General features: G+C 33.4%; 17 protein-coding genes and 1 tRNA gene. 1 reads left to right on the top strand and 17 read right to left on the bottom strand.

The window, feature by feature from the left end; translation table 11 throughout:
- Window positions 1–578: 578 nt before the first annotated feature.
- Together AC13DP_RS00555 and AC13DP_RS00550 are read right to left on the bottom strand one after the other, a co-directional pair.
- The gene (locus AC13DP_RS00555; protein ID WP_347406730.1) at window positions 579–1,583 is read right to left on the bottom strand and encodes a M28 family metallopeptidase; all 1,005 of its coding nucleotides are present in this window, start codon (window positions 1,581–1,583) and stop codon (window positions 579–581) included.
- A 119-nt stretch (window positions 1,584–1,702) separates the two neighbouring features.
- Entirely contained in the window at window positions 1,703–2,410 is a 708-nt protein-coding gene (locus tag AC13DP_RS00550; protein ID WP_483067121.1) for an SGNH/GDSL hydrolase family protein, read from the bottom strand.
- Window positions 2,411–2,605: 195 nt separating this feature from the next.
- Between AC13DP_RS00550 and AC13DP_RS00545 the strand changes: the two genes are divergently transcribed.
- Window positions 2,606–2,690, top strand: a tRNA-Ser gene (locus tag AC13DP_RS00545).
- Between the two features lie 614 nt (window positions 2,691–3,304).
- Here AC13DP_RS00545 and AC13DP_RS00540 read toward each other — a convergent pair.
- The 15 genes from AC13DP_RS00540 to AC13DP_RS00470 all read right to left on the bottom strand — a co-directional run bounded on the left by AC13DP_RS00540 (window position 3,305) and on the right by AC13DP_RS00470 (window position 20,480).
- A complete protein-coding gene (locus AC13DP_RS00540) occupies window positions 3,305–4,513 on the bottom strand; it encodes a GIY-YIG nuclease family protein (RefSeq protein ID WP_483067120.1) in 1,209 nt (402 codons plus the stop codon).
- Window positions 4,506–6,566 carry a DEAD/DEAH box helicase gene (locus tag AC13DP_RS00535; RefSeq protein WP_483067119.1) on the bottom strand — a complete coding sequence of 687 codons (2,061 nt, stop codon included), beginning with the start codon at window positions 6,564–6,566 and terminating at the stop codon, window positions 4,506–4,508. The genes AC13DP_RS00540 and AC13DP_RS00535 overlap by 8 nt, the downstream gene beginning before the upstream one ends.
- 5 nt (window positions 6,567–6,571) lie before the next feature.
- Window positions 6,572–9,313: a class I SAM-dependent DNA methyltransferase gene (locus tag AC13DP_RS00530; protein ID WP_483067118.1), complete on the bottom strand. Its 2,742-nt coding sequence runs from the start codon at window positions 9,311–9,313 to the stop codon at window positions 6,572–6,574.
- Window positions 9,314–9,379: 66 nt separating this feature from the next.
- Window positions 9,380–10,177, bottom strand: a complete 798-nt coding sequence (locus AC13DP_RS00525) for a nucleotidyl transferase AbiEii/AbiGii toxin family protein (RefSeq protein WP_483067117.1) — start codon at window positions 10,175–10,177, stop codon at window positions 9,380–9,382.
- Complete coding sequence (locus tag AC13DP_RS00520; protein WP_483067116.1) at window positions 10,174–10,968, bottom strand: type IV toxin-antitoxin system AbiEi family antitoxin; 795 nt, start codon at window positions 10,966–10,968, stop codon at window positions 10,174–10,176. Before AC13DP_RS00520 ends, AC13DP_RS00525 begins: the two co-directional genes overlap by 4 nt.
- A 103-nt stretch (window positions 10,969–11,071) precedes the next feature.
- Complete coding sequence (locus AC13DP_RS00515; protein WP_483067115.1) at window positions 11,072–11,533, bottom strand: hypothetical protein; 462 nt, start codon at window positions 11,531–11,533, stop codon at window positions 11,072–11,074.
- A 16-nt stretch (window positions 11,534–11,549) separates the two neighbouring features.
- Window positions 11,550–11,951 (bottom strand): hypothetical protein, encoded by a 402-nt coding sequence (locus AC13DP_RS00510; protein WP_483067114.1) that lies wholly within the window; start codon window positions 11,949–11,951, stop codon window positions 11,550–11,552.
- A 632-nt stretch (window positions 11,952–12,583) separates the two neighbouring features.
- Window positions 12,584–13,474 (bottom strand): DUF4231 domain-containing protein, encoded by an 891-nt coding sequence (locus AC13DP_RS00505; protein WP_483067113.1) that lies wholly within the window; start codon window positions 13,472–13,474, stop codon window positions 12,584–12,586.
- Window positions 13,458–13,868 carry a TIR domain-containing protein gene (locus tag AC13DP_RS00500; protein WP_483067112.1) on the bottom strand — a complete coding sequence of 137 codons (411 nt, stop codon included), beginning with the start codon at window positions 13,866–13,868 and terminating at the stop codon, window positions 13,458–13,460. The genes AC13DP_RS00505 and AC13DP_RS00500 overlap by 17 nt, the downstream gene beginning before the upstream one ends.
- Before the next feature lie 180 nt (window positions 13,869–14,048).
- On the bottom strand, window positions 14,049–14,948 hold the full coding sequence (locus AC13DP_RS00495; RefSeq protein WP_483067111.1) for a hypothetical protein: 900 nt from the start codon (window positions 14,946–14,948) through the stop codon (window positions 14,049–14,051).
- A gap of 536 nt (window positions 14,949–15,484) precedes the next feature.
- The gene (locus AC13DP_RS00490) at window positions 15,485–16,462 is read right to left on the bottom strand and encodes an IS1380 family transposase (RefSeq protein ID WP_483067110.1); all 978 of its coding nucleotides are present in this window, start codon (window positions 16,460–16,462) and stop codon (window positions 15,485–15,487) included.
- Between the two features lie 472 nt (window positions 16,463–16,934).
- On the bottom strand, window positions 16,935–17,855 hold the full coding sequence (locus tag AC13DP_RS00485; RefSeq protein ID WP_483067109.1) for a DUF5712 family protein: 921 nt from the start codon (window positions 17,853–17,855) through the stop codon (window positions 16,935–16,937).
- Complete coding sequence (locus AC13DP_RS00480) at window positions 17,852–18,316, bottom strand: BfmA/BtgA family mobilization protein (protein WP_483067108.1); 465 nt, start codon at window positions 18,314–18,316, stop codon at window positions 17,852–17,854. The genes AC13DP_RS00485 and AC13DP_RS00480 overlap by 4 nt, the downstream gene beginning before the upstream one ends.
- A gap of 158 nt (window positions 18,317–18,474) precedes the next feature.
- The gene (locus AC13DP_RS00475; RefSeq protein WP_483067107.1) at window positions 18,475–19,320 is read right to left on the bottom strand and encodes a toprim domain-containing protein; all 846 of its coding nucleotides are present in this window, start codon (window positions 19,318–19,320) and stop codon (window positions 18,475–18,477) included.
- A 149-nt stretch (window positions 19,321–19,469) separates the two neighbouring features.
- Window positions 19,470–20,480, bottom strand: a complete 1,011-nt coding sequence (locus tag AC13DP_RS00470) for a VapE domain-containing protein (protein ID WP_483067106.1) — start codon at window positions 20,478–20,480, stop codon at window positions 19,470–19,472.
- Window positions 20,481–20,605 lie beyond the last annotated feature (125 nt).

Here is a 20,605-nt window from a genome sequence, read left to right as displayed (position 1 = left end):
TTTTGAGTAAAAAGTTTGAAAGCTGTTGTACATGAACAGTCATTCAAAATTCAGCATTCAAAAGTCAAAATTAATAGTCCAGCTTCCTGGATCTTGATTCTCTTCTCTTTTCTATATTCTAAATACAAATAACTCCGCTGTGATTTCGAGCGCAATGAAATGAAGCCGAGAAATCTCAATCAAATAAAAGGTTTCTCCAGTTTACCACTATGGCTTCGGTACGATTGCTCCTTCGTTGCAATCACTCAGCCGTCGCTAAATACTTCAGGGTTCAAAATTTGATGTATCGAGAAGTCTGTTTTTGAGTAAAAAGTTAGAAAGTTCAAGGTTTAAAAGTTGTTTTATCGAGCAGTCTGTTTTCGATATACATTATACAGTTTATGGCATACAGTATAAAGTCATTCAAAATTTAGTATTTAGAATTCAAAATTAATAGTTTGCTATTCGCTAATCTATTCTCTATGCTCTAACTCAGTTATCAATAAGCACAGTACTCTTCAATTTTGAATTCCCCATCTTTAAAACCAAAAAATCCTCATGAACTTCATGAGGATTTTTTGTGTTTTCCGAAGAAAAAATTATTCAGCTTTATCTACGACTAAACGTTCGTCACGGTTAGCAATTTCCCAGGCAGTTAAGAAAACAAGTCGGGCTCTTTTTGATAATGCATCGTAATTGATTTTATCTGGAGTATCTGTGATTTTATGATAATCGGCATGAACGCCATTAAAATAGAAAATCACCGGAACATTGTTTTTAGCAAAATTGTAATGGTCACTTCTGTAATAAAAACGATTAGGATCGTTTTCATCATTATAGGTGTAATCTAAATCCAAATTCATGTATTTAGAATTTACTTCTTCACTAAGTTCGTGTAGTTCTGTACTTAGTTTATCACTTCCTATAAGATAAATATAGTTATTGTTACCTTCATGATCAGGATCAATACGACCAATCATATCGATATTAAGGTTTGCTACCGTTTCTTCTAAAGGAAAAATTGGATTATCGGTATAAAATTTAGAGCCTACAAGTCCTTTTTCTTCTCCGGTATTGTTAAGGAAAAGAATAGAACGTTTTGGAGTGTATCCATCTTTTACGGCTTCTGAAAATGCCTGAGCGATTTCTACAACCCCCATAGTTCCTGAAGCATCATCATCTGCACCGTTAAATACGTTACCATCTTTATCCATACCTACGTGATCGTAATGAGAAGAAATAACTAATACCTCTTCTGGTTTTTCGCTTCCTTTAATAAAAGCAACCACGTTTTCAGATGCTTTGGTATCTCCCCTAAAGTAACTTTTGGGTACTTCCTGAAAGTAATCGTCACCACCCAGGGCCGATGGGATATCAAACTTTTTATATTGTTCTTTTAAATATTCAGCAGCTTTTTTCTGTCCCGGTTCTCCTGTTTCACGACCTTCAAACTCGTCACTGGCAAAAATATAAACTCGTTCCTTTAGATCTGAAGGAGTAATGGTTTCAGCATATTTCATTGGATCGGCGTTATCTACATCTTTTTGATGCGCGCCGCAGCCAACTAAACTGGCAGTTAGGGCAAATACTAATAATTTTTTCATGTAATTTATCAAATTTAACTATTCGGTTGCACAAGATAGTAGTTTATCTCAAATTAAGTACTTCTACTTGTTTTTTTTCGGAATCCTTTCGTACGGCGTTTAGAGGTTAATGCAAGAGTTTATTGCTTCAAGGCTTTTTCAATGGCCTCTTTTACTAGTGGCTCCATAACTTTATACCCTGCATCGGTAGGATGAACACCATCTGAGGCATATTCTTTTCTCATCCCCTGTTGCTCATTGGCCAGCGCAGGAAAATAATCCAGATACACATGATCATTTTCTTCGGCATAAGTTTTTAGCCAGTTATTGACTTCAGCGATTTTAGCTACCGGTTCTAATCCCGGGCGCCAGGGATAATCGTATACGGGCAGTATAGAACTTAGTACGACCTTAATGTTATTGGCAGTGGCCAGTTGTGCCATGGCTTTAATGTTATCGGTAATCATTTTTACCGAAGAAAACCCGGTATTGCCGGCAATATCGTTCGTACCGGCAAGGATTACTACTACTTTTGGTTGTAGATCGATCACCTCTGGGGTAAACCTGATAAGCATTTGCGGAGTGGTTTGTCCGCTGATACCCCGACCTATATAATTATTTTCTGTAAAGAAATCAGGGTGCTGATCGTACCAGCCCTGGGTAATGGAATTTCCCATAAAAACGGCAGTAACCGCTTTGTCCTGTTGTTTTACCTGTTCGTTAGCTTCCCGATATCGCTTTAGATTTGGCCAATCCTGACTCATAAGTTCTTTGTATTGTTCGTTTTGTGAAAATATTAGGCCGCTAAAAAAAAGAAATCCTAAATAAAATAAATGCTTCAATTTCATAATTTGGTTAGTTTTGAATTGTAAATGTAACGAAAAGGGATATGTATTCGAATAGTTGAAAAAAATAGCATTGTTTTTTATTGAATATCAGTATCCTAAAAAATCGATAAAAATTTATTGAAATTTTATTGTGTAGAAATGAAAAAGCTTTCTATATTTGCACCCGCAATCAGCAAATAGCTGATGAGACACTCAGGAGAAATGGCAGAGTGGTCGAATGCGGCGGTCTTGAAAACCGTTGAGGGTCACACCTCCGGGGGTTCGAATCCCTCTTTCTCCGCTGTTTCACCTGATTATCAGGTAGTTAGGAATATTACAGCCATATTTACAGCCAGTTTTGGTGTAAATATGGCTTTTTTGTTTTGATGAGATTCAATGAGCTTCGGTGAACGGAAATGAATACTATTGGATCGATTTTATTTAAAAAATATCTTTTATCTATAGAAAGATTCTGTTTGATACAAGTAAGTTTAAGATTCTGAAATAGCTTATTAACTTACCCAATTAAATTATAGGTTTTAATCATCTTATAATCAATTGTTTGTATGATATGAGTTTAGTTTCCCAATCTTACCCAGTCTTACCCATATGTCCGGAAAAAAAATAAACCATCTGATTATCAGCGGCTTTCATTTTTTTTCGGACATATTGCGGACAGATTTTCTCTTTTATATCTTATTTTTTTAAAGATATAGTAAATGAGGTTAAATCATATTAAGGTAGTCTTCAGTGAATTTATTATCAATAAAAGCAGTTGTTTTGCCAAATTAAAAATTCAATTTTCGTAAACTTCTAAATTGTAGGCCTCCGATTTTTTACTATCATCTTTCCGAAAAGGTTCTTTGGTTAGAAAATTTAATGATTATAAATTATTTAAACTTAAATCTTAAGGAGCTAGTACCTTTTGAGAGAAGCCGAAGATGTATCATAATAATATTCTTCTATCGTACCATCTTTAATTTTATCTACCACTTCATCTATAATAAATAAAGGTACAAGAAACCATTCTTTTGGAATTACTGGTTTTCCAAAACGGTCTTTTATATCTATATCTAATTTAGCGTTTTTAAAAAATGATTGTATTAGGTTTTCTAATTTATGCCGTTTGATATTTGCTAACTTATAAGTTGCCACTACTTCCACATCTGCCATTAAAAAAGTAGGATCATTCTTTGCATTCTTAATACGCATATTTATATCGTTACCTGTTACGCCTATTTTATGAAACACTTCTCTATTTTGAACAATTAGACGATTCTTAGAATTTGAACGTAATACGTAAATAGTACCGCTTTCTAAATCATCACTTTCTAATTTATCTGAAAATAAAGGACCTAAACCGGGTGTATTAATGAAACGACTTGTTTCATCCTTGTACATCGCTCTAATAAGGGAACGTTGCAAGAGTTCATTCTCTGTACCATTATCGTATATAACTCTTAAACGAGCATCTTCTTCACCATTTGGTGCTGTAAATATTTCGCCTTTATGAGCTATATAAGCCATTTGTCCTCTTATGATAACAAAGAGTTTTTCTTTAATAAATGTTTTTGTGAAACCTGAATTTTTTCTGAAACGAATTGTTTCTCTAAAACCGTTTTCTATTTCTTTCTTCGCTTTTTCAAATAATGGTTTAAATTTCTCAAACTCCTCACAAATAGTTCTACTAGCAAATTCTTCAACAGCTCTTTTTTCTGCTCTAGTTTTAACGTGTTTAAGATTAGTTATCGAATTTTCCTCTTCCTCAACGCCTAGTAGGTTTAATAATTCATCATCATCTATATCTTCTGAAACTTCAAATGAATTTTTAATTTCTCCAGATAGTATATTTTGATAATCAAACTCTTTTAGTAAATCTACAAACTCTTTCTTCTTCTTAATTTTTTCTAATCTAACTGCATATAATCTTTCAAAAATATCATTTTCCTCGCCGTGAAGTGGCAGTCGTTTTTGTTCATCAACAAATTTTTGAATTTCTTCAAAACCTGCAATAACGCGCTCTTCTAAAGCTGTAAATGTAGTTTTCTTTTTCTCTTCTACTTCTACACCTAAAGCTGCTAATAACTCATCATCTTCTGCTGTAAATTTATCTTTTTTAGCCATTCTGTTCTTCTGTTTTTTTTCTAGCTAAATATGCAATACCTTGTGCCATACGTTGCTCCCAAGGATCTGCTGATTTAATATCCGGCAATCTCCCTCGTTCATTTTTAAACTTTAAAGCTCGTTTAGCCAATTCTCTAGCTTCTTCAAGATTTATATTAGGTTTTTTACCAGATATAACTTCAGCCATTGCTTTTAAGCTTTTTTCTGTCATTGCTTTTGAAAGGATTGAGTATGCTTCGCTAAATGGATTTATGCTATCTATCCAATCTACATCTAAATCTCTAACATCCATTGCAAATTTTCTAATACCATCAATTAAAGCTGTATTTGCTTTAATATTATCATTCTCTTCATTATTTATAGATTGTTTCGCCATTTGCGTAATATTAAGAGCTGCTATAGCGTGCTGTCTAATAGCCTCAATATCTTCATCATCAATTTCTGGATACTTCTCTTTAATAATCTTACCCAAACGTACTTGAGTTAATTCTTGTGGTACTAATTCTTCATCAAACAACCCTCTACCAATTGAATCTTTATCTTGTGCAAAAGCTGCAATTACCTCGTTTAAATCTTCTTTACATATACGTTTAGCATCTTCACTTTCTGGCATTGCTAAACCTTTAATTTCAACTTGAAATTCGCCTTTTTCTTCATTCCATCCAACATTCTCCTTGTTAGGGTCATAACCACCTTCACCATAATCATAGCCTTCTTGTTCTTTACTTTGAGGATTTTTAGGTGTGAAATTGAATTTTGGTGCTAGAACTTGCTCCATTAATAAACTCGCTGAAATAGCTTTTAGCGTATCATTTACAGCATCTGTCACAGAATCTTCAGAAGCATCTACCTCTGCTATTAAATTCGTGAATCTTGCTTGTGTTTTATTTGGGGCGTCACGAGTTGCTCTACCTATAATTTGAACAATTTCTGTTAAACTAGAACGATACCCTATTGTTAAAGCGTGTTCGCACCAAATCCAATCAAAACCTTCTTTTGCCATACCTAAAGCAATAATAATATCTACGTGGTCTCGATTCGTTTTGATTTCTGGCATCTTTAGTGCTGCTTGTACTAAAGGTCGTTTAGAAGCATCATCATTTACAAGGTCTGCTATTTTTATGATTTTACCTGAATTTGTTTTTACAATATGAAAACCAGTAGCTTCTTCAATACCTTGCCATTCTCCTAATTCATTTAAAATATTATCTACCTCTTGATGTTTAAATCTAGTACCTCCAATACTTTCTCTAGAATTGACATTTGGAATATGAATGATTGTTTTTTCATCTGGATTTAAAACTTTTGTTAGGTCATCTGTATAAGCTCCACTATAAAAATAATAGCCAATATTTAAAGTTTTTAAATGCTCATAACCACTTAATTGCTCATAGTAGGTATAAGTTACTGGTTCAAATTTCAATTCATCATCAGGCATTAAAACAGGGTTAGCATCGCCTCTAAAATAAGAACCAGTCATAGCTACAATATGTACTTTATCTCTTTCTATAAAATCTTTAAGTTGAGAACCTAATACATTATTATCATTAGCACTAACGTGATGAAACTCGTCTATTGCAATTAATCTATCATCAAAAATTTCAACACCAAAACGTTCTACTGCAAAGCGAAATGTAGCGTGTGTACATACTAAAACTTTATCTTCACTTTCCAGAAAAGCTTTGACTGAATTTACTTTACCGCCATCTTCTCCTGGTGAATTACATAAATTCCATTTTGGTGTCACTACCCAATCATAATAATATCCATATTTAGATAATGGCTCATTATTAAAACTAGAACCAATAGATTTTTCTGGAACAGCAATAATAGCTTGTTTAATACCTTGATTGTTTAGTTTATCTAACGCTATAAACATTAAGGCTCTACTTTTACCAGATGCAGGCGGCGATTTAATTAACAGATATTGTTCACCACGCTTTTCATACGCTAATTCTTGCATAGCACGCATCCCCAATTCATTAGAGGTAACAGAACTACCGTTATTATTATAGTTTACTGTAATTGTAGGTATATTTTTTTCTTTACTCATTCTTATTATTTTTTGGCAGTCATTTTGGTATAGAGTTCAAATAGTTTTTCTAAACGCTCGGTATCATTTTTAAATTTACGACCAATATAAATACGCTCTAAAACTTCATCATTACGTTCGTGCGCTAATCTTAAATCTTTAGGCATTTTTTCTGGGTCGTATAAGTCCGCTATTGTTGCAGGGAAATGACGTTCTCTTGCTATTAGTATTTCTTCTGCTGTTGTAGTTAAATCTTCTTTATTCTTTTGAGTTAATGTTGGTAAAGGAAATGTATTCCAACCCAAAGTATTTGAATAAGAAAATCTCATTTCTAAACGAACGCAAACAGTTCCAATCCAAATTAAGTGTAAACGAGAAGCAATTAAAGCCATATTCCAAAGAGGTGCATCATACATAGCAAATGCCTTATTGTGAATAATTGCATCCGAAGCTTTTAAATTAACAGGTAGGTAATCTCGATTTTCTGAACTAACTATAGGTATTACTAATAATTTTTTTTTAGCAACGTGCTGATCACGAAAACGATAAGGATAATCTATCAATTTTTGAGCCTGTTTATCCTTTGTTTTAGATGCTCTTGCTTTCCTTACTTGTTCAATTCTTTGTTTTAATACATCGTTTTTATATGCTAGCTCTTTTTCATCATCACTCAACCAAACACAATATCTCGGTCTGTCAGTTATACATTCTCTTGAACCATATAATGGACGTATAAAATTATTGTTAATAGATTTTTTGAACTTAAGATTTCTAGCTTCAACAGAATCTAACATTAGTTCATTTGCATAATACGGATGATTCCCAAATTGCATTGGAAACTTATCATCATTCGGTTTATTGGCTTTTGAAATAAATAAATTATCTCCAGGAACTAAATATGCATTTATATTATCAACTTCCTTTGCCTCAATTTCTTCCTTTGCATTAATAGAATACAAAGTCCTTTTTTTCGATTTCTTGGTAAGACCAATTATTGAAACTGTTACACCAGCATTATAGCTTGCAAGATTTGACCATTTAAAAGATTGATACGCAAATGAAATATTTACATTTTCAGCAAATATAACTGACCACAGTGCTGAAACTTGTATGCCTTGACAAACTGAATTAGTACTTACAAACGCTGCATCGGAATTAGTTAAATTCATATAGTCTACAGCTTTCATAAACCAACCTGAAACATAATCAAGAGATAAAGTATCTTTTGACCTATTACCAAATATTTTTTTTAATTCCCTTTTTTGTTCATCAGTTTGTTTTTTCCTACCTATATACGGTGGATTACCACATATATAAGTTTCACCACCTTCATTATCAAATCCTATTTCTGCTTGATTTTGAGGTGTTGAAAACAAATCATCTCCTTGCAATTTTACTGCTGTACCTTTTGAATTACAAACTGTAAGCCAATTAAGCGTTAATGCATTACCTTTAACAATCCAATTTTGCGCATCTAAAGGTAAAAATTCTGCAAGTGCAAGTCTTTGCCCCCTATACAACACATCACATTGGTACTCTGCAATAATTAAAGCTAAACGAGCTACTTCTGCTGAAAAATCTTTTAATTCAATACCTCTAAAGTTCGTTAATGGTATTTCACTTGCTTTATTAAGTTCACCTCGTTTAATGTTAATCTCATTTTCTATTTTACGCATTTCTTTATACGCAATTACCAAAAAATTACCTGAACCACAAGCAGGGTCAAATACTCTTATGTGCGCCATACGGTTACGTAGATTGAGCAATTTACGACTGTTGTCTTCTGCTTTTTCTAATTGCTCTCGTAAATCATCTAAAAATAAAGGGTTTAATACCTTTAAAATATTTGGAACTGACGTATAATGCATCCCTAAAGAACCGCGCTCATCTTCGTCTGCAACAGCTTGAATCATTGACCCAAATATATCTGGGTTAATTTGCTTCCAATCTAAACTACCAACGTGTAATAAATAAGAGCGTGCTATTTTGGTAAACTTCGGTACTTCTGTAAAACCAGAAAATAACTCACCATTTACATAGGGAAAGTCTTTACCCCAGACTTTTATTTTTTCTTTTTCACGTTCATTTTTTTTGATATCCATTGCTCTAAACATCTCACTTATTATTATGTGTGTGTCTGAAGCATCCGTTGCACTATATTTTTGAACTGTATTTGTAAAAAGATTGTCTTTAAAAATATCTGTATCCTCTGCAAAAAAGCAAAAAATTAATCTTGCCAAAAAGTGATTCATATCTGGACGACGTTCTATTGTTGCCCAATCTGGATTGTGTTGTAATAACTCTACATAAAGTTTATTTAAACGACTTGTAGCTTTAATATCAAATGCGCTTTCACGTATTTGTTTTACTGTTGTAATATTTGCTAGTGAAAGGAAAAAACCGAAATAATTATGAAAGTCTTTGTACTCACAAACTATTGTTTCACCTGTTATTATGTTTTCGGCTTGAAAATCTATACCATCTGTAGCTAAAATAAACTCCGCTTTATTTTTTCTAGTGGAAGGACTATCCCGTATTACTTCTAATGATTCGGTTACTCTTCCTTTTTCACTTGGAAGAATATGGATATTATTACGCTGTAGAATTGCTCCCTTAACATCTGTTTTATTTGAAGTACCATTACGCAACTTTTTAATAGTCGTGCTTTTATTACCAAAAGCCTCTAAAAAAGAAAAAGGAAATTCCTCTGCTTCAAAAGGCTTTAATGCCAATTCCGATACTGCTTCTTCTATTTCTACTGGGGTCATTCTATATTAATATTATTGATCTTAGCAATAGATTGTTATTTCTGTGTAAGACTTTTACAGTCTATTTCAGCTATTTTTAATGTTTGGTATTACTTCTGTCTTTAACCAATCAAACGCCTGTTTTTGGTCATATTCAATTTCAGATCTGAGCAAAGCTTCCATATCACCTGTAAAATCGGGATCATTTTCTTTTTCTTCTATATTTAATAAAAACTCTTTGGCACTAGGTGATCGTCCAACCGAAAAATCCATATAGGTTTTAAAAGACCTTAAAAGCATATCAATATCTATCTCCATATTGCGCCTGGAGTAGTCCAGGTCGAAGAGATCTCTCCCCTTACTTCGTTGATATAATGCTCTTAATTTTGTTCCCAATAATTCGTTGATGTTATAAGTGCGAATATTTGCTATCCCTTCAAACCAGTTGCTTTTAACTTCAAAAGGATATTCAATCCAGGGCAAAACATTAAAATGTTCTTTACAATTTATTTCTAGCTTTAATCTTAACCTAATATTCTCATATTCTGAATAAAAACGATATAAGGCTTTTGCGCCGTGTCCTTTAACTTGAGTACGCCTTTCTTCTTCAAAGAAAGTTACAACTTCACCTATACGTTTCATAATTGGTTTAATTGGTCCCGGTTTTATTTGCACCAGGTCAATATCTTCGGAATATCTTGGAGCGGGGTTTAAGTAAAGTTTATGTAGTGCAGTCCCGCCGCGAAAAGCGAGATTCTCTCTCAAAAAGTCATCGGAAAATAATTCCACTAAGGTTCTGCTTATCACTAAATCTTGTTCAACTTGCATAAATTCTTTCCAGGGGGCATTTATCTGCCACTTAGCTATATCTGGTCTTGGAATCATAAATCACTTTCCATTTTAATATTAACATCAACTTTCCAGCGGTTGTTGACCGCTCCTGCTTTTTGGTTTGATTTCGGGCTCAATAAAACAGGATAGAATTTTTGAAGCTTCAAATGATTATAAATTAGTTCAGCAGGTTCAGAACTGGAATCATATTCATTTAGTAAGAAACCAAAACGTTGCAGTACACTTTTTTGGGAATACCAGGATAGCAAATCTTTTACATCTGAAACTTCTATTTCTTCAACCAATTCTTCCAGAATGGAAAGGGTTCTGTTCAATCCACCGATTTTGGATTGATGGTGCAGTAAATCGACTGCTGTTAATGCCGGACTGGATATTTTAAACATTCCCGCATCTCCTTTACGATTTAAGATATTTTTTTCTGGCCAGTTGGAAACCGTGAAAAAGTCAAGCTTAATAGCTCCTTTTGAAACAGAGAGTAACGGAGATTTATCGTGAAGTACATACTCCTTTTGAATTTGTTGATGACTAGCACCATAATACCTGGCCGCAGAATACAAGCCTAAATAATAGTTCCTATTTAAAAAAGTAAATAGTTTATCAATGTATAACTCAATGGGTAATTTGCCGGAATGAGAATACCTGGGCGGAATAATTAGATAAAACTTATGCCGTAATGAAACCACATTACCATTTCCCACAGCATAATAGAGGTCGTTACGTATCAAAGATTCCGATTTACCGGATGTGCTTTCAACTAATTCATCCCAGGTAAAAGCATATTCTTCGAATGACAATCGCTCTTTTATAAATTCGCTTAGACTCAACTTTAGTAAAATTTCGAGAAATATAGTGATTTTTACCTTATTTCTCGAAATAACACTAATAAATATAATGAGATTTTTCTAACTTATATAAGTTGGAAAATAATCATTCATCACTCGTATCTGAAAAATATTCCCATTGAAAGCTATCGGTAGCGGTACTTTCATCACCTATAGAAAGGTTCTTAGTATCAATGAGTTCACCATCCTTATAAAATTTAAAAGTAACATCAAGTGATATCCCTTCTTCTACATTATCAGGTGCTACATTGTAGGTGACCCAGATACCAGGTGAAGCTTGCTTAGTTGTATAAGATAAAGACCCCGGCAGGGCAGAATTTTCCGAATTCAGGTTGGCATCAACATCATTCTCGGTATCTGTATCTTTCCATCCATACGCAGAATAAAAAGTAATTTCCTGACTGAATTGATCACTATCACCAGTTTGTGAATATTCTACCGTAAAGATGCTACCTTCGGTTTCATTACCTGGTAGATCATCTGACGAGTCATTACTACAAGATAGACATAACAACAAAAGTGGTAATAGATAAATAATTTTCTTCATAATAAATAGTTTTAGGTTAGAATTGGGTTACAGCATCCTTCTTTAAGAGAGTAGTGAGGTAATTAATTTCAGTTAAATCAAGGTTGGAGCAGGATAATTTTCCAATAACAGCCTTAATATCAATGCCGGATTTTATATTTTCCGGAACAGGGTTTGGGGCATTTATGATCATTTTTTGAATATCACCATTGAAAATAACTCGAACCTTTTGATCTTCGTCCAGTAAATGAATTCCGCATTTGAGGATTCCATCCTTCTGAAATTTATCCACCATTTTTGATAGACGTTTAGAGGCATATTTATCCAGGCCTTCTTCAATTAATTCTACGGCATATTCTACATCATCAGGATGACTGGCCAGGCTTTTTAATAATAAGATTTCTTCAAAGCTGTAATTTTTCAATCGGGAAGTTTTCATTGGCTTGATTTTAAAGATTAAGTCAGCCTTTGATCTTGAAGTTTACGCATAAAAAAGCGTGGAACTGCAACTTACGGGTTTTAGAGGTCTCGCCAGAAACCTTATCCGCCAACATAAGTAAAACAGCCCACGCAGTGACGTGGGCGTCTTAACTTTGATAATGGCGGAATTCAAAAACCTGGCGAGTTTCTAAAACCAAATCAAAAGCTAAACGCTTAAGAATTTTATTTTATAAAAAATATATTTTTTATTCTATAGATTATATTTTTAAGATTTATAAAATTTAGTTTTTATTATTTATTTCCTAGTCTAAATAATAGTTTCTTTTGAATTGATTTTATATTCTAAGTTTTTTAAAACATTAAATATAATCTCAACTTTTTATTTCTCAGTTTTACGAAGTTGCGGCATATTTACCGGACTTCCGTATCAAATATAGGAATAGTTTTTATTTAGGCATTATTGGACCAGGACTTTTTGGGTTTAATGCTTAGTGATTACGGTTATCGGAGGTTGCGGGAGTAGGGACACGGGTTCGTCGGCTTAGTTGTTACATAATTGACCATTAAAATTATACTTTATTCAATAAAAACCATTATTTGCGCTGAACCGACTTGTTGTTGAGCCCAGTACTAATGTTTGTCTTTTCTTGCAACCCATTGAGTATGTTCACGTGAAAACGCATTTTCTGCATCTTTCACAAAATCAGATAATGTTTTCTCTCCGGTCACTTGAAAACTTTGACTCTTTAAAATTCCAATTTCGTGTGCTGTTAAAGAATAGGAAGTAGTTAAATCTTGATATCTTTTAATTTGCATCCAACTTAACACCGAATTACCTAAAACAATTAATGCTGCTGTAGGGAGAAAGTACAGTTCGTATCCGATTTCCAATAGTAAGAAAATGATAACAAGAGATTGTATTACTACTAGTCCAATAAACCAATAGAAAGCAAGCCTTTTATTTTGATTTGCTTTAATAAAATACCAATTCCTTTGCTCGTTTATTCTATTGCTTATGTAATAGTTTAATCTTTCTTCCCAATCCCAATTCCTAATTTGTAGCATATTTTTAGAAATTGTTTCTTCTTTCATACTTGGATGTGCTAGAAATTCTCCTAAATCTTTATTTTGATCTAAAATGTCATTCAGATCGGCACAAAAATCTTTTTTAACTTCGGAAATATTATCGCAATCAAAATAAGGTTCTGCCCTCATTATGAACCTCCAGGTTCTTGTTTTAACAGATTCTGCTACAGCTCGGCCATTGTACCAAGTTTTATCGAACCTTTTGAATGCTTGAAATATTGTAAGAAAGAGAGCAGTAAAAAATATTATTGCAGCTATTATTCCGGCTTCTCTAGATTCTCTTACATAAATTGAAAGGACAGCTGCAATAACCGTCAATGTCAAATACCATTTCAAGCCAAGCATATAATTACTTTGGCTATCTATTGAAGCTTTATTAGCAGCATTATATAAAGCTGGATATTCTGGTCTATCAAATTTATTTTGAGTACTCACGTATTGCAGAAACTATTGAACTACTATTCCAACCGACGATTGTATTTGCAGCATCTTGTACAGCAGAAGGCATTCTTTGTGATCCCCAAGGTTTTACTCCAATTATTGGCTTCATCAATTTTTTAGCATAATCTATTTCAAATTGAATCCATTTACTATATGAAACATATATACCTCCAAGAATTATGACTGATTCGACCGGTCTTATTTGCTGTCTTATTTCTTCTTCAAGTTCTTTAACACTCATATTATCAAATGCTTTGTCATTTGGTACACTATAATTTGAGTAGATAAAGTTTGGTGCATCATCTAAAAACCTAATCATTCTATCGTATGCTTCGTGTCTGTGCCAAGCGTGGCTAATAAAAAGTCTGTATCTATGTAATTCTGGCATAATTGAAAATTTTTAATAAAGTTACAATTATTATTTAGCATTGGGCAAAACGCCTCCTTTTACCGCAAACTACGGGAGTAAGGATACGGAATTTTTGGTTTAGGTGTTTTTATAATTGGTTTCTAAAATTATACTTTTTCGTCAGTACCCATTATTTACTATGAATCAAATCGTTATGCACTATTTCATATTTTCCATAAACCATCTCCCTTCTACATTGTAATTGCTTTTATCAATTAAAGAACTGACGGAAATTGAATTATCGGCTTTATTACAATATTCTTTTATCAAGTTTGGTGGATTTTCGATCCTAAACTGTTCAATCAAATCAACTCTTTCCATTACCGTAGGTATCTTTGGACGAAAAATTGAGAATTCATAAGGTTTACTTCTTCCGTTACTTCTTTTAAATTTTATGCTTTGTGTATAATTATTATTTAAACCATCTCTATATTGAATAAGAACTTCTGGAGAATTAGAATTTATAGGGTATTCTATTGGAATTAAAATTCTCTTATTCGGTAAGAAGGAGTAGTAAACACCGCGTTCACTTAAGTAAAATAGGTCTTCATTAATTTTCCTTTTAAAAAAATAATCTTGTCTATCCTTCTTCACGAATTTATTGATGAACTCCATTAGTTTAATCGACTTAGAGTTGATACCTTGAAAAATACTGATGTCAACATCAAAAGCTGGATTTTGACTTGGATTGTTAATAATTATAAATTTTGTTGAATTAATAATCTTACTTTCAAATTGAACAATTGGTAAACTAGATAATCTTAATTGCTCATTGATCATTTTTAAGTTTTGCTCTTGTGCATTTGCTGTTCTATTGAGTTCCTTTCTAGTGAATTTTAATTCTTTTCTTTGAAGCTCAAGCTCATTTTTTTGGAGGTAAATTGTAAAAATTATTGCAGCTAAAGCTAATCCAGAAAATAGTGAATTTATAAAACCAAAAGTGTCTCCGAAAGCAGCACTTTTTTGCCAATCTTGGAAAAAAAACCATAGGGCAATTCCTGTCATTACCCACGCCAAAATTATTATTAAAATAAGCTGTTTTAAAGATATTTGTTTCATATTGTAATTTTATTGCTTGCTCACAACGTGCCATAATAGACCAAATATAGGTTTTATTCACAATACATATAGGATAATGTAGCCTCCTCATTGCCTTTATCTCGGATGGCGAAATTTTTTTCAAGGCTATTAAAGGTTTTTTCATATGCATCAAATCCTGGTAAAATTCGTGTGCATTGACAATAATAATTGTCGGCCAACTGCAACCTAACTGTTACTTCATTTAAAAAATATATTTTTTATTCTATATTTTATGTTTTTTAGTTTATAGAATAGCTTTCTTAAAAATGATTTATTATTCCTTAGAAATAAATTTCAAGTTCTACCTAAAAATGTAAAACGAACTTTTTAGGCTAGAGTCATTTCTTCGAATTGGTTGGTAATGATGTTTTTTATGATTTTGGTCTGAATATTCTGGAGGCATAATTATTTTAGGGGTAATTTTTATTGTGTCTCCGGGATTTTTTTGTTTTTACGTATTTTTTGGACATACCTATCCCTGTGCATATGTATGATGATATTGATTTTTGTTTTGGTTATGCGGCTTCGAGTAAACTCGTCATTTCCTCCCAATCCTCTCTAAAGAAATGATTTTCGTACATCTTAAGCTCTATACTGCGGCCACTTGAAGTTACCTTTGCCGGAACCTCTACAAACCATTCCATAAAGGTACGGTGTTCCTGTTTTTTGAACCTGTCTTTCTTCTGGCGCATCATTAAAGAAATATTATAAGCTAAGACTCCTAATTGCCAGAGGATATCATTTGCCCAGAAGTTATTAGTTAATGTACCCCCGGCCATGGTATGACTTTTCACCTGTTCAATCCAGGTTTCGCTGATCGAACGCAGCTTATATATCTCGTGTAGTTGTGTGGCATCTTTGTCATAGCTACTGATATAACAGGCATATTGGTACAACGGAACAATATCCCGTCCTCCAAGAAACTCCACCTCTATATACTCTTTGACCGTACGTACGGCCTTGAGCTTCCTGGTCTTTTTCCAGCCTTTCGCTTTATAGGAGAACTCACAGATGGCAATATCCTTTTCCATATCTATCATTGTCCATTCTTGCCTTTCCAGCAGTTTTTTGAGATTTTTCAGCTTTACCTTTACCAAATAGTCCCAGTTGTAATCCTCCAACAAGTCAAAGAGATCTCCAGAGAAAAAGCCACTGTCGGCACGGAAGAATACCTTATCGACAGTATTGGGCAGACTGGCTTTGACCTCTTGTAAAAAATCCGTGATACCGTTGGAAGTAAAGGCTGAACCGGTCCTGAACCAACTGTGGTAGAGCATTTTTAATTCGCTTACAAAAATCAAGAGTGGATGATAGCTCTTGGAACCTTTCTTTATAGGATTATATCCTTTGGCGGCCCCTGTCTGATTGCCGCAAACTGTTTTGACGGTCGAATCGGCATCCAAAGTTATGCTGGCCAATTTGCTCTTTTTCAACCAAGCTGCGTTTTTGTCAAGTAATAGCTCCTGTAACTTACGTGCACCACCTTGTCCCATTTTTTTAAGGTGGCCGATATTGCATTCTGGTTGATACCTTTGTCAAGTTTCAATAAGGTCTTAATCAGTCCATCATTACTGAAGTTGGAGATTTTTTTGATCCGACTGACTCCGCTTATGGAGGCCATTACAATAACTAATAAAATCTGATCTTTACCGAATTTTGTGGCGTTTTGCCAGTGGGTGGGGAAGGAACTACTAAACATTTGCACCAAGCTGTTTGTTCATAAATCGGAGGATAGGGTTGAGACCTGCGTATTTAGTAAGACGATTTCCTGAGAATGAATGCTTTACAACTTTCGCTTTTCCGTTTAGTTTATTCTTTGTACTTTTCACCTTCAAAGTGATGTTTGTTTTATTTTATATTTTGTGTTAACAACTTAAATATAAGTAAAATACATCACTTTTTTTATTTCCATTTTACGATTTTAGGTTCTAATTTTTTTTTGACCTGAACATTTTAATCTTACTATCAGCGGAATCTCCCTTTTTTTACTTTGTAATCCCGGTTCAGCCCTTGATTTTCCATCTTTCTTTGCTTTTTTTTTACTTGGCCAATTTTGAATAGGAGTTCGTCCTTTTCCTTTGGAGAGCCATTTTTTAAAATGTTCAGGATTTCAAACTTTTCCATTTCTTTACGTTTATATTTAAATAATTTATCAAAGGTTTTCTCATTTTTTTTAATCCATTCGGTCCGATCAAAGCCAACGTGATATTTGTTGTTTCCAATCGTCCTTTCTTTGGAGCGTGCATTGGCCACCGGGCTTAACTTCATTTTCTGAGTTTTATCCTTCCGACTTACAATAAAATGGATATGGGAGTTTAACCCTGGTTTATAATCTCCAGATCGAAAAGCTCCATTTTTTACTTTATCATCGTTTCCTTTGAATTTTCGGAAATGCTCAATCTTACCAAAATAAACTAAATCCTGGCCTTCATTTAATCCTTTATTCTGTCTATTAAAATTGACAGCGTAACCGTCCATTACCTTCCGCCCGTATTCTCTTATCAGATTATTGAATTTTAAATATTCAGAATCGGAAAGCTCCCAAACGTTGTCCACCTTTCTACCTGTGGCTATTTCAGATAAATGTTCCAGTTCTTTCTGGCTAAAACTAACGGTAGGAGCGTAATATTTAGCATCTTTCTTACCTAGCTTCTTTTTGTTATTATCAATCTTGTCAATAACAGAGACTATACTCACCTGGTTAGAAGAGGCATCAAAAAAATGCTGTTTTCTCTTTTCAAAAAGCGCTATATCTGAAATACTTTTTGAAGTACCTATCCTTTTTTCCAACTCCTGGTTTTCTTTATCTAAATATTGAGCCAGGGAATAGCAGCTACCAGTATTATTTGCACCTAAAGTGCTGTGGGGTTTACTAATTGGCATCATTCAAAGATTTTATTGATTTTACCCAAAATGCCAGATTTGTTCCGAGTATCTATTAGTTGTGCAATTACCAGTATGCCTTTGCGTTGCTTTTTAAGCTCCTCTAAAGTCATTTCCGTTCTTTTTCGCTCGTGGTTATTAAGTTGTTCACGTATCCTGATTATTTCAGATGCTACCTTTTGAATTTCCCGGTTTTGATCTTTGGAATAATTATAGACTTCTTCCCGGAGCGGCTTGAGGATATCCCGTTCTTGAGCTCTTAAAAAAGAAACCATTCTTTTATCCAACTCCTTTAGTGCTTTTACCGGACTTTCATTTTTTGGCTCTCTTGGGTTTATACCCGTTTTCTTAAAATAAATGATCATCTCTTCAACCAATTTGTAATAGCTGAGGGAGTTGGCTTCCGATAATTTCTGAAGTTCCTTATGGTGAAAAGATGATATCAAAACGCTTTTCTTTTTCATTTTTATACTATTTTGATCTGGTTATTAATTAGTTAGTCTGTTTTATATAGGATTTCTATAATTCGATATATTTTGTTTTATTCTACAATCTCAATGATAGCAGGGTTTAAGCCTCGCAGAGCAAGAAGAGGTAGGGGGAGAGGCCCCTACCCTTCTTGCTATTTCCTTCGGCATACATTTGCGACGAGCTTTTCGTTTAAATCCTTAAATCCGGTATATAGATTATTTTTCGGTCTTGCTTGAATACAGTTATTCATAATAAGACTCTCAGCTTTACAACCTGATTCATCATTATCCATATATAAATCAATTTTTGAGTACTTTTTTATAATAGGGATAATCCTATCTACAATTGCCGTAGAGTTACAAATCAAATAATCTGAGAAATTTATTACCCCAGGATATATCTCTAAATATGAGAGGAAGTCTATAAACCCTTCAAAAATTTTGACCTGTGATGAGTCGTTTTTAATCAGCGTATATTCTTTTGAACCAATAGAGCCTTTAAAATATTTATTGCGTAGTTCCATACCTCCTGAATTATTATTGAAAGCAATTGCGAAAAATATTTTACCATTAATCCTGTAATAGAGCTCAAAGCAATAAATTCTAGCTAGGGGGTAAGAGATACCCCTGGATTCCAAATAATTTACCAATGCTTCATTCTGCAAATTCTGTTTTTTAAGAATTTCAAAACGTGGTTTATCTTCATTCTGGAAAGTTTCCGGCTTGTGAAAAGAAAAAGATCCCTCATTTAGGAAGTTCAATGCTTCCTTTACGGAACAATTTTTTAACCGGGTAATAAGATCAATAGTATTGCCTCCTATACCTTCTCCGTGGTCATACCATTTATTTAATTGTTTAGAGACTTTAAATGAGGCTATGGTTTCATTCCGGAATGGACTTAAAAACCATGCTTGGCTTGAGTTATGCTTTCTACATTTCACCCCCATTTCTAAAAGTAAATTATAGATGGAAATATCATTTGCATCATTACAGTTCATTTTATATTGGATTTTAATTAATGTATGTAAGTTTTATTTTAAGAACCTTATTAATTTCTGGGTAAGGTTGGGTAAGATATATTTATGAGGATATATGATTATAAAATATTGTTTTTTAGATGTTTATGTTTTTTGGGTAAGAACTAGGACTAATTTTTGTTTTTTGCACTTAGATCTTTCGGTTTAACTAAATATCCGTGAGCTCTCTTTTCGCCCATATGGCGAGCGACTGGAAACTTGAGCATCTTGAGTGCTTTCCCGATTTTAATTTTGCTTAAACTTAGTCCTACACCCATCGCTCGTAATTCAATTATAACATCTGTAGCTGTCATAAAATCTTTTTCATTTGTTCCTGGCTCTAGGTATTTTACAATAAGTTCTTTCTCCATTGTCCAATTAAGGAATAGTTCATTTCTCTTTTCGTTTTTGAGAATATCCTCAGTATTTAATTCGGGATTGTAGTTTTTCCTTTTAAAAGCATTGAAATATGCTTGCGCCCATACTTTATCAATGTTAATTTTTGAATAGTCAAAATCGATTGAGAAAATTTCGAAAATCAGCCACCTAACATTGCCCGTTTCATCTACTAAAAAATCCATTTCATTTGTAGAGGCTACAAAATTACTTCTCCTTTCTAAACGTTCTTGGCGTTTGCCATATGGTAATCTTTCATTAATACTTCCTCTGGAGATAAAAGATTTCAGAGTTTTTATGTTACCCTGGCCTTGAATAGATAATTCGTCGATGTTAATTATAAAGTTTTTACTTAATTTGATAAGGCTATCTTTGTCTGTGCCGATATCCTCTACGTAATAGTCTTTTAATTCTTTTGGAGCAAGAAACCTAAAGAATGTAGTTTTACCTACGTTCTGTTTAGAGCTAGTAAATACTAAACACTGTTTGTTTACTTTGTCATCAACTAAAGAGCATAAAACTGCTCGTGTAAGCCATTTTTCCATATGGTAATGAAGTAACTCATCGTCATCGGCCTTTATATAACTGCATAGTTTTTTAATATGATCAATACCATCCCATTCAGGTAAAGATTTAAAATAACCTCCTATTGGATTATATCTATCTATTAAATGGCTTTTAAAGAGTATCTCTAATTTTGGGAGACTTATAGTAATACCTACTTGTTCGAGTATAATTCCCCCCATCCTTAGGACAATAAACCTAATAAATTAAATGAGATAATGTTGTTAAAAAGAGGGGGGTCTGGGGGGAGACTCATAACTTACCTCTTTTGTTAACAACCCTTATTTATGCTGATTTTGCTCATGCT

The sequence above is a fragment of the Zunongwangia sp. L-65 genome, from assembly GCF_056859415.1.
Note: the sequence above shows the minus strand (reverse complement) of the source record. Positions and strands in the feature narration are given on the sequence as shown.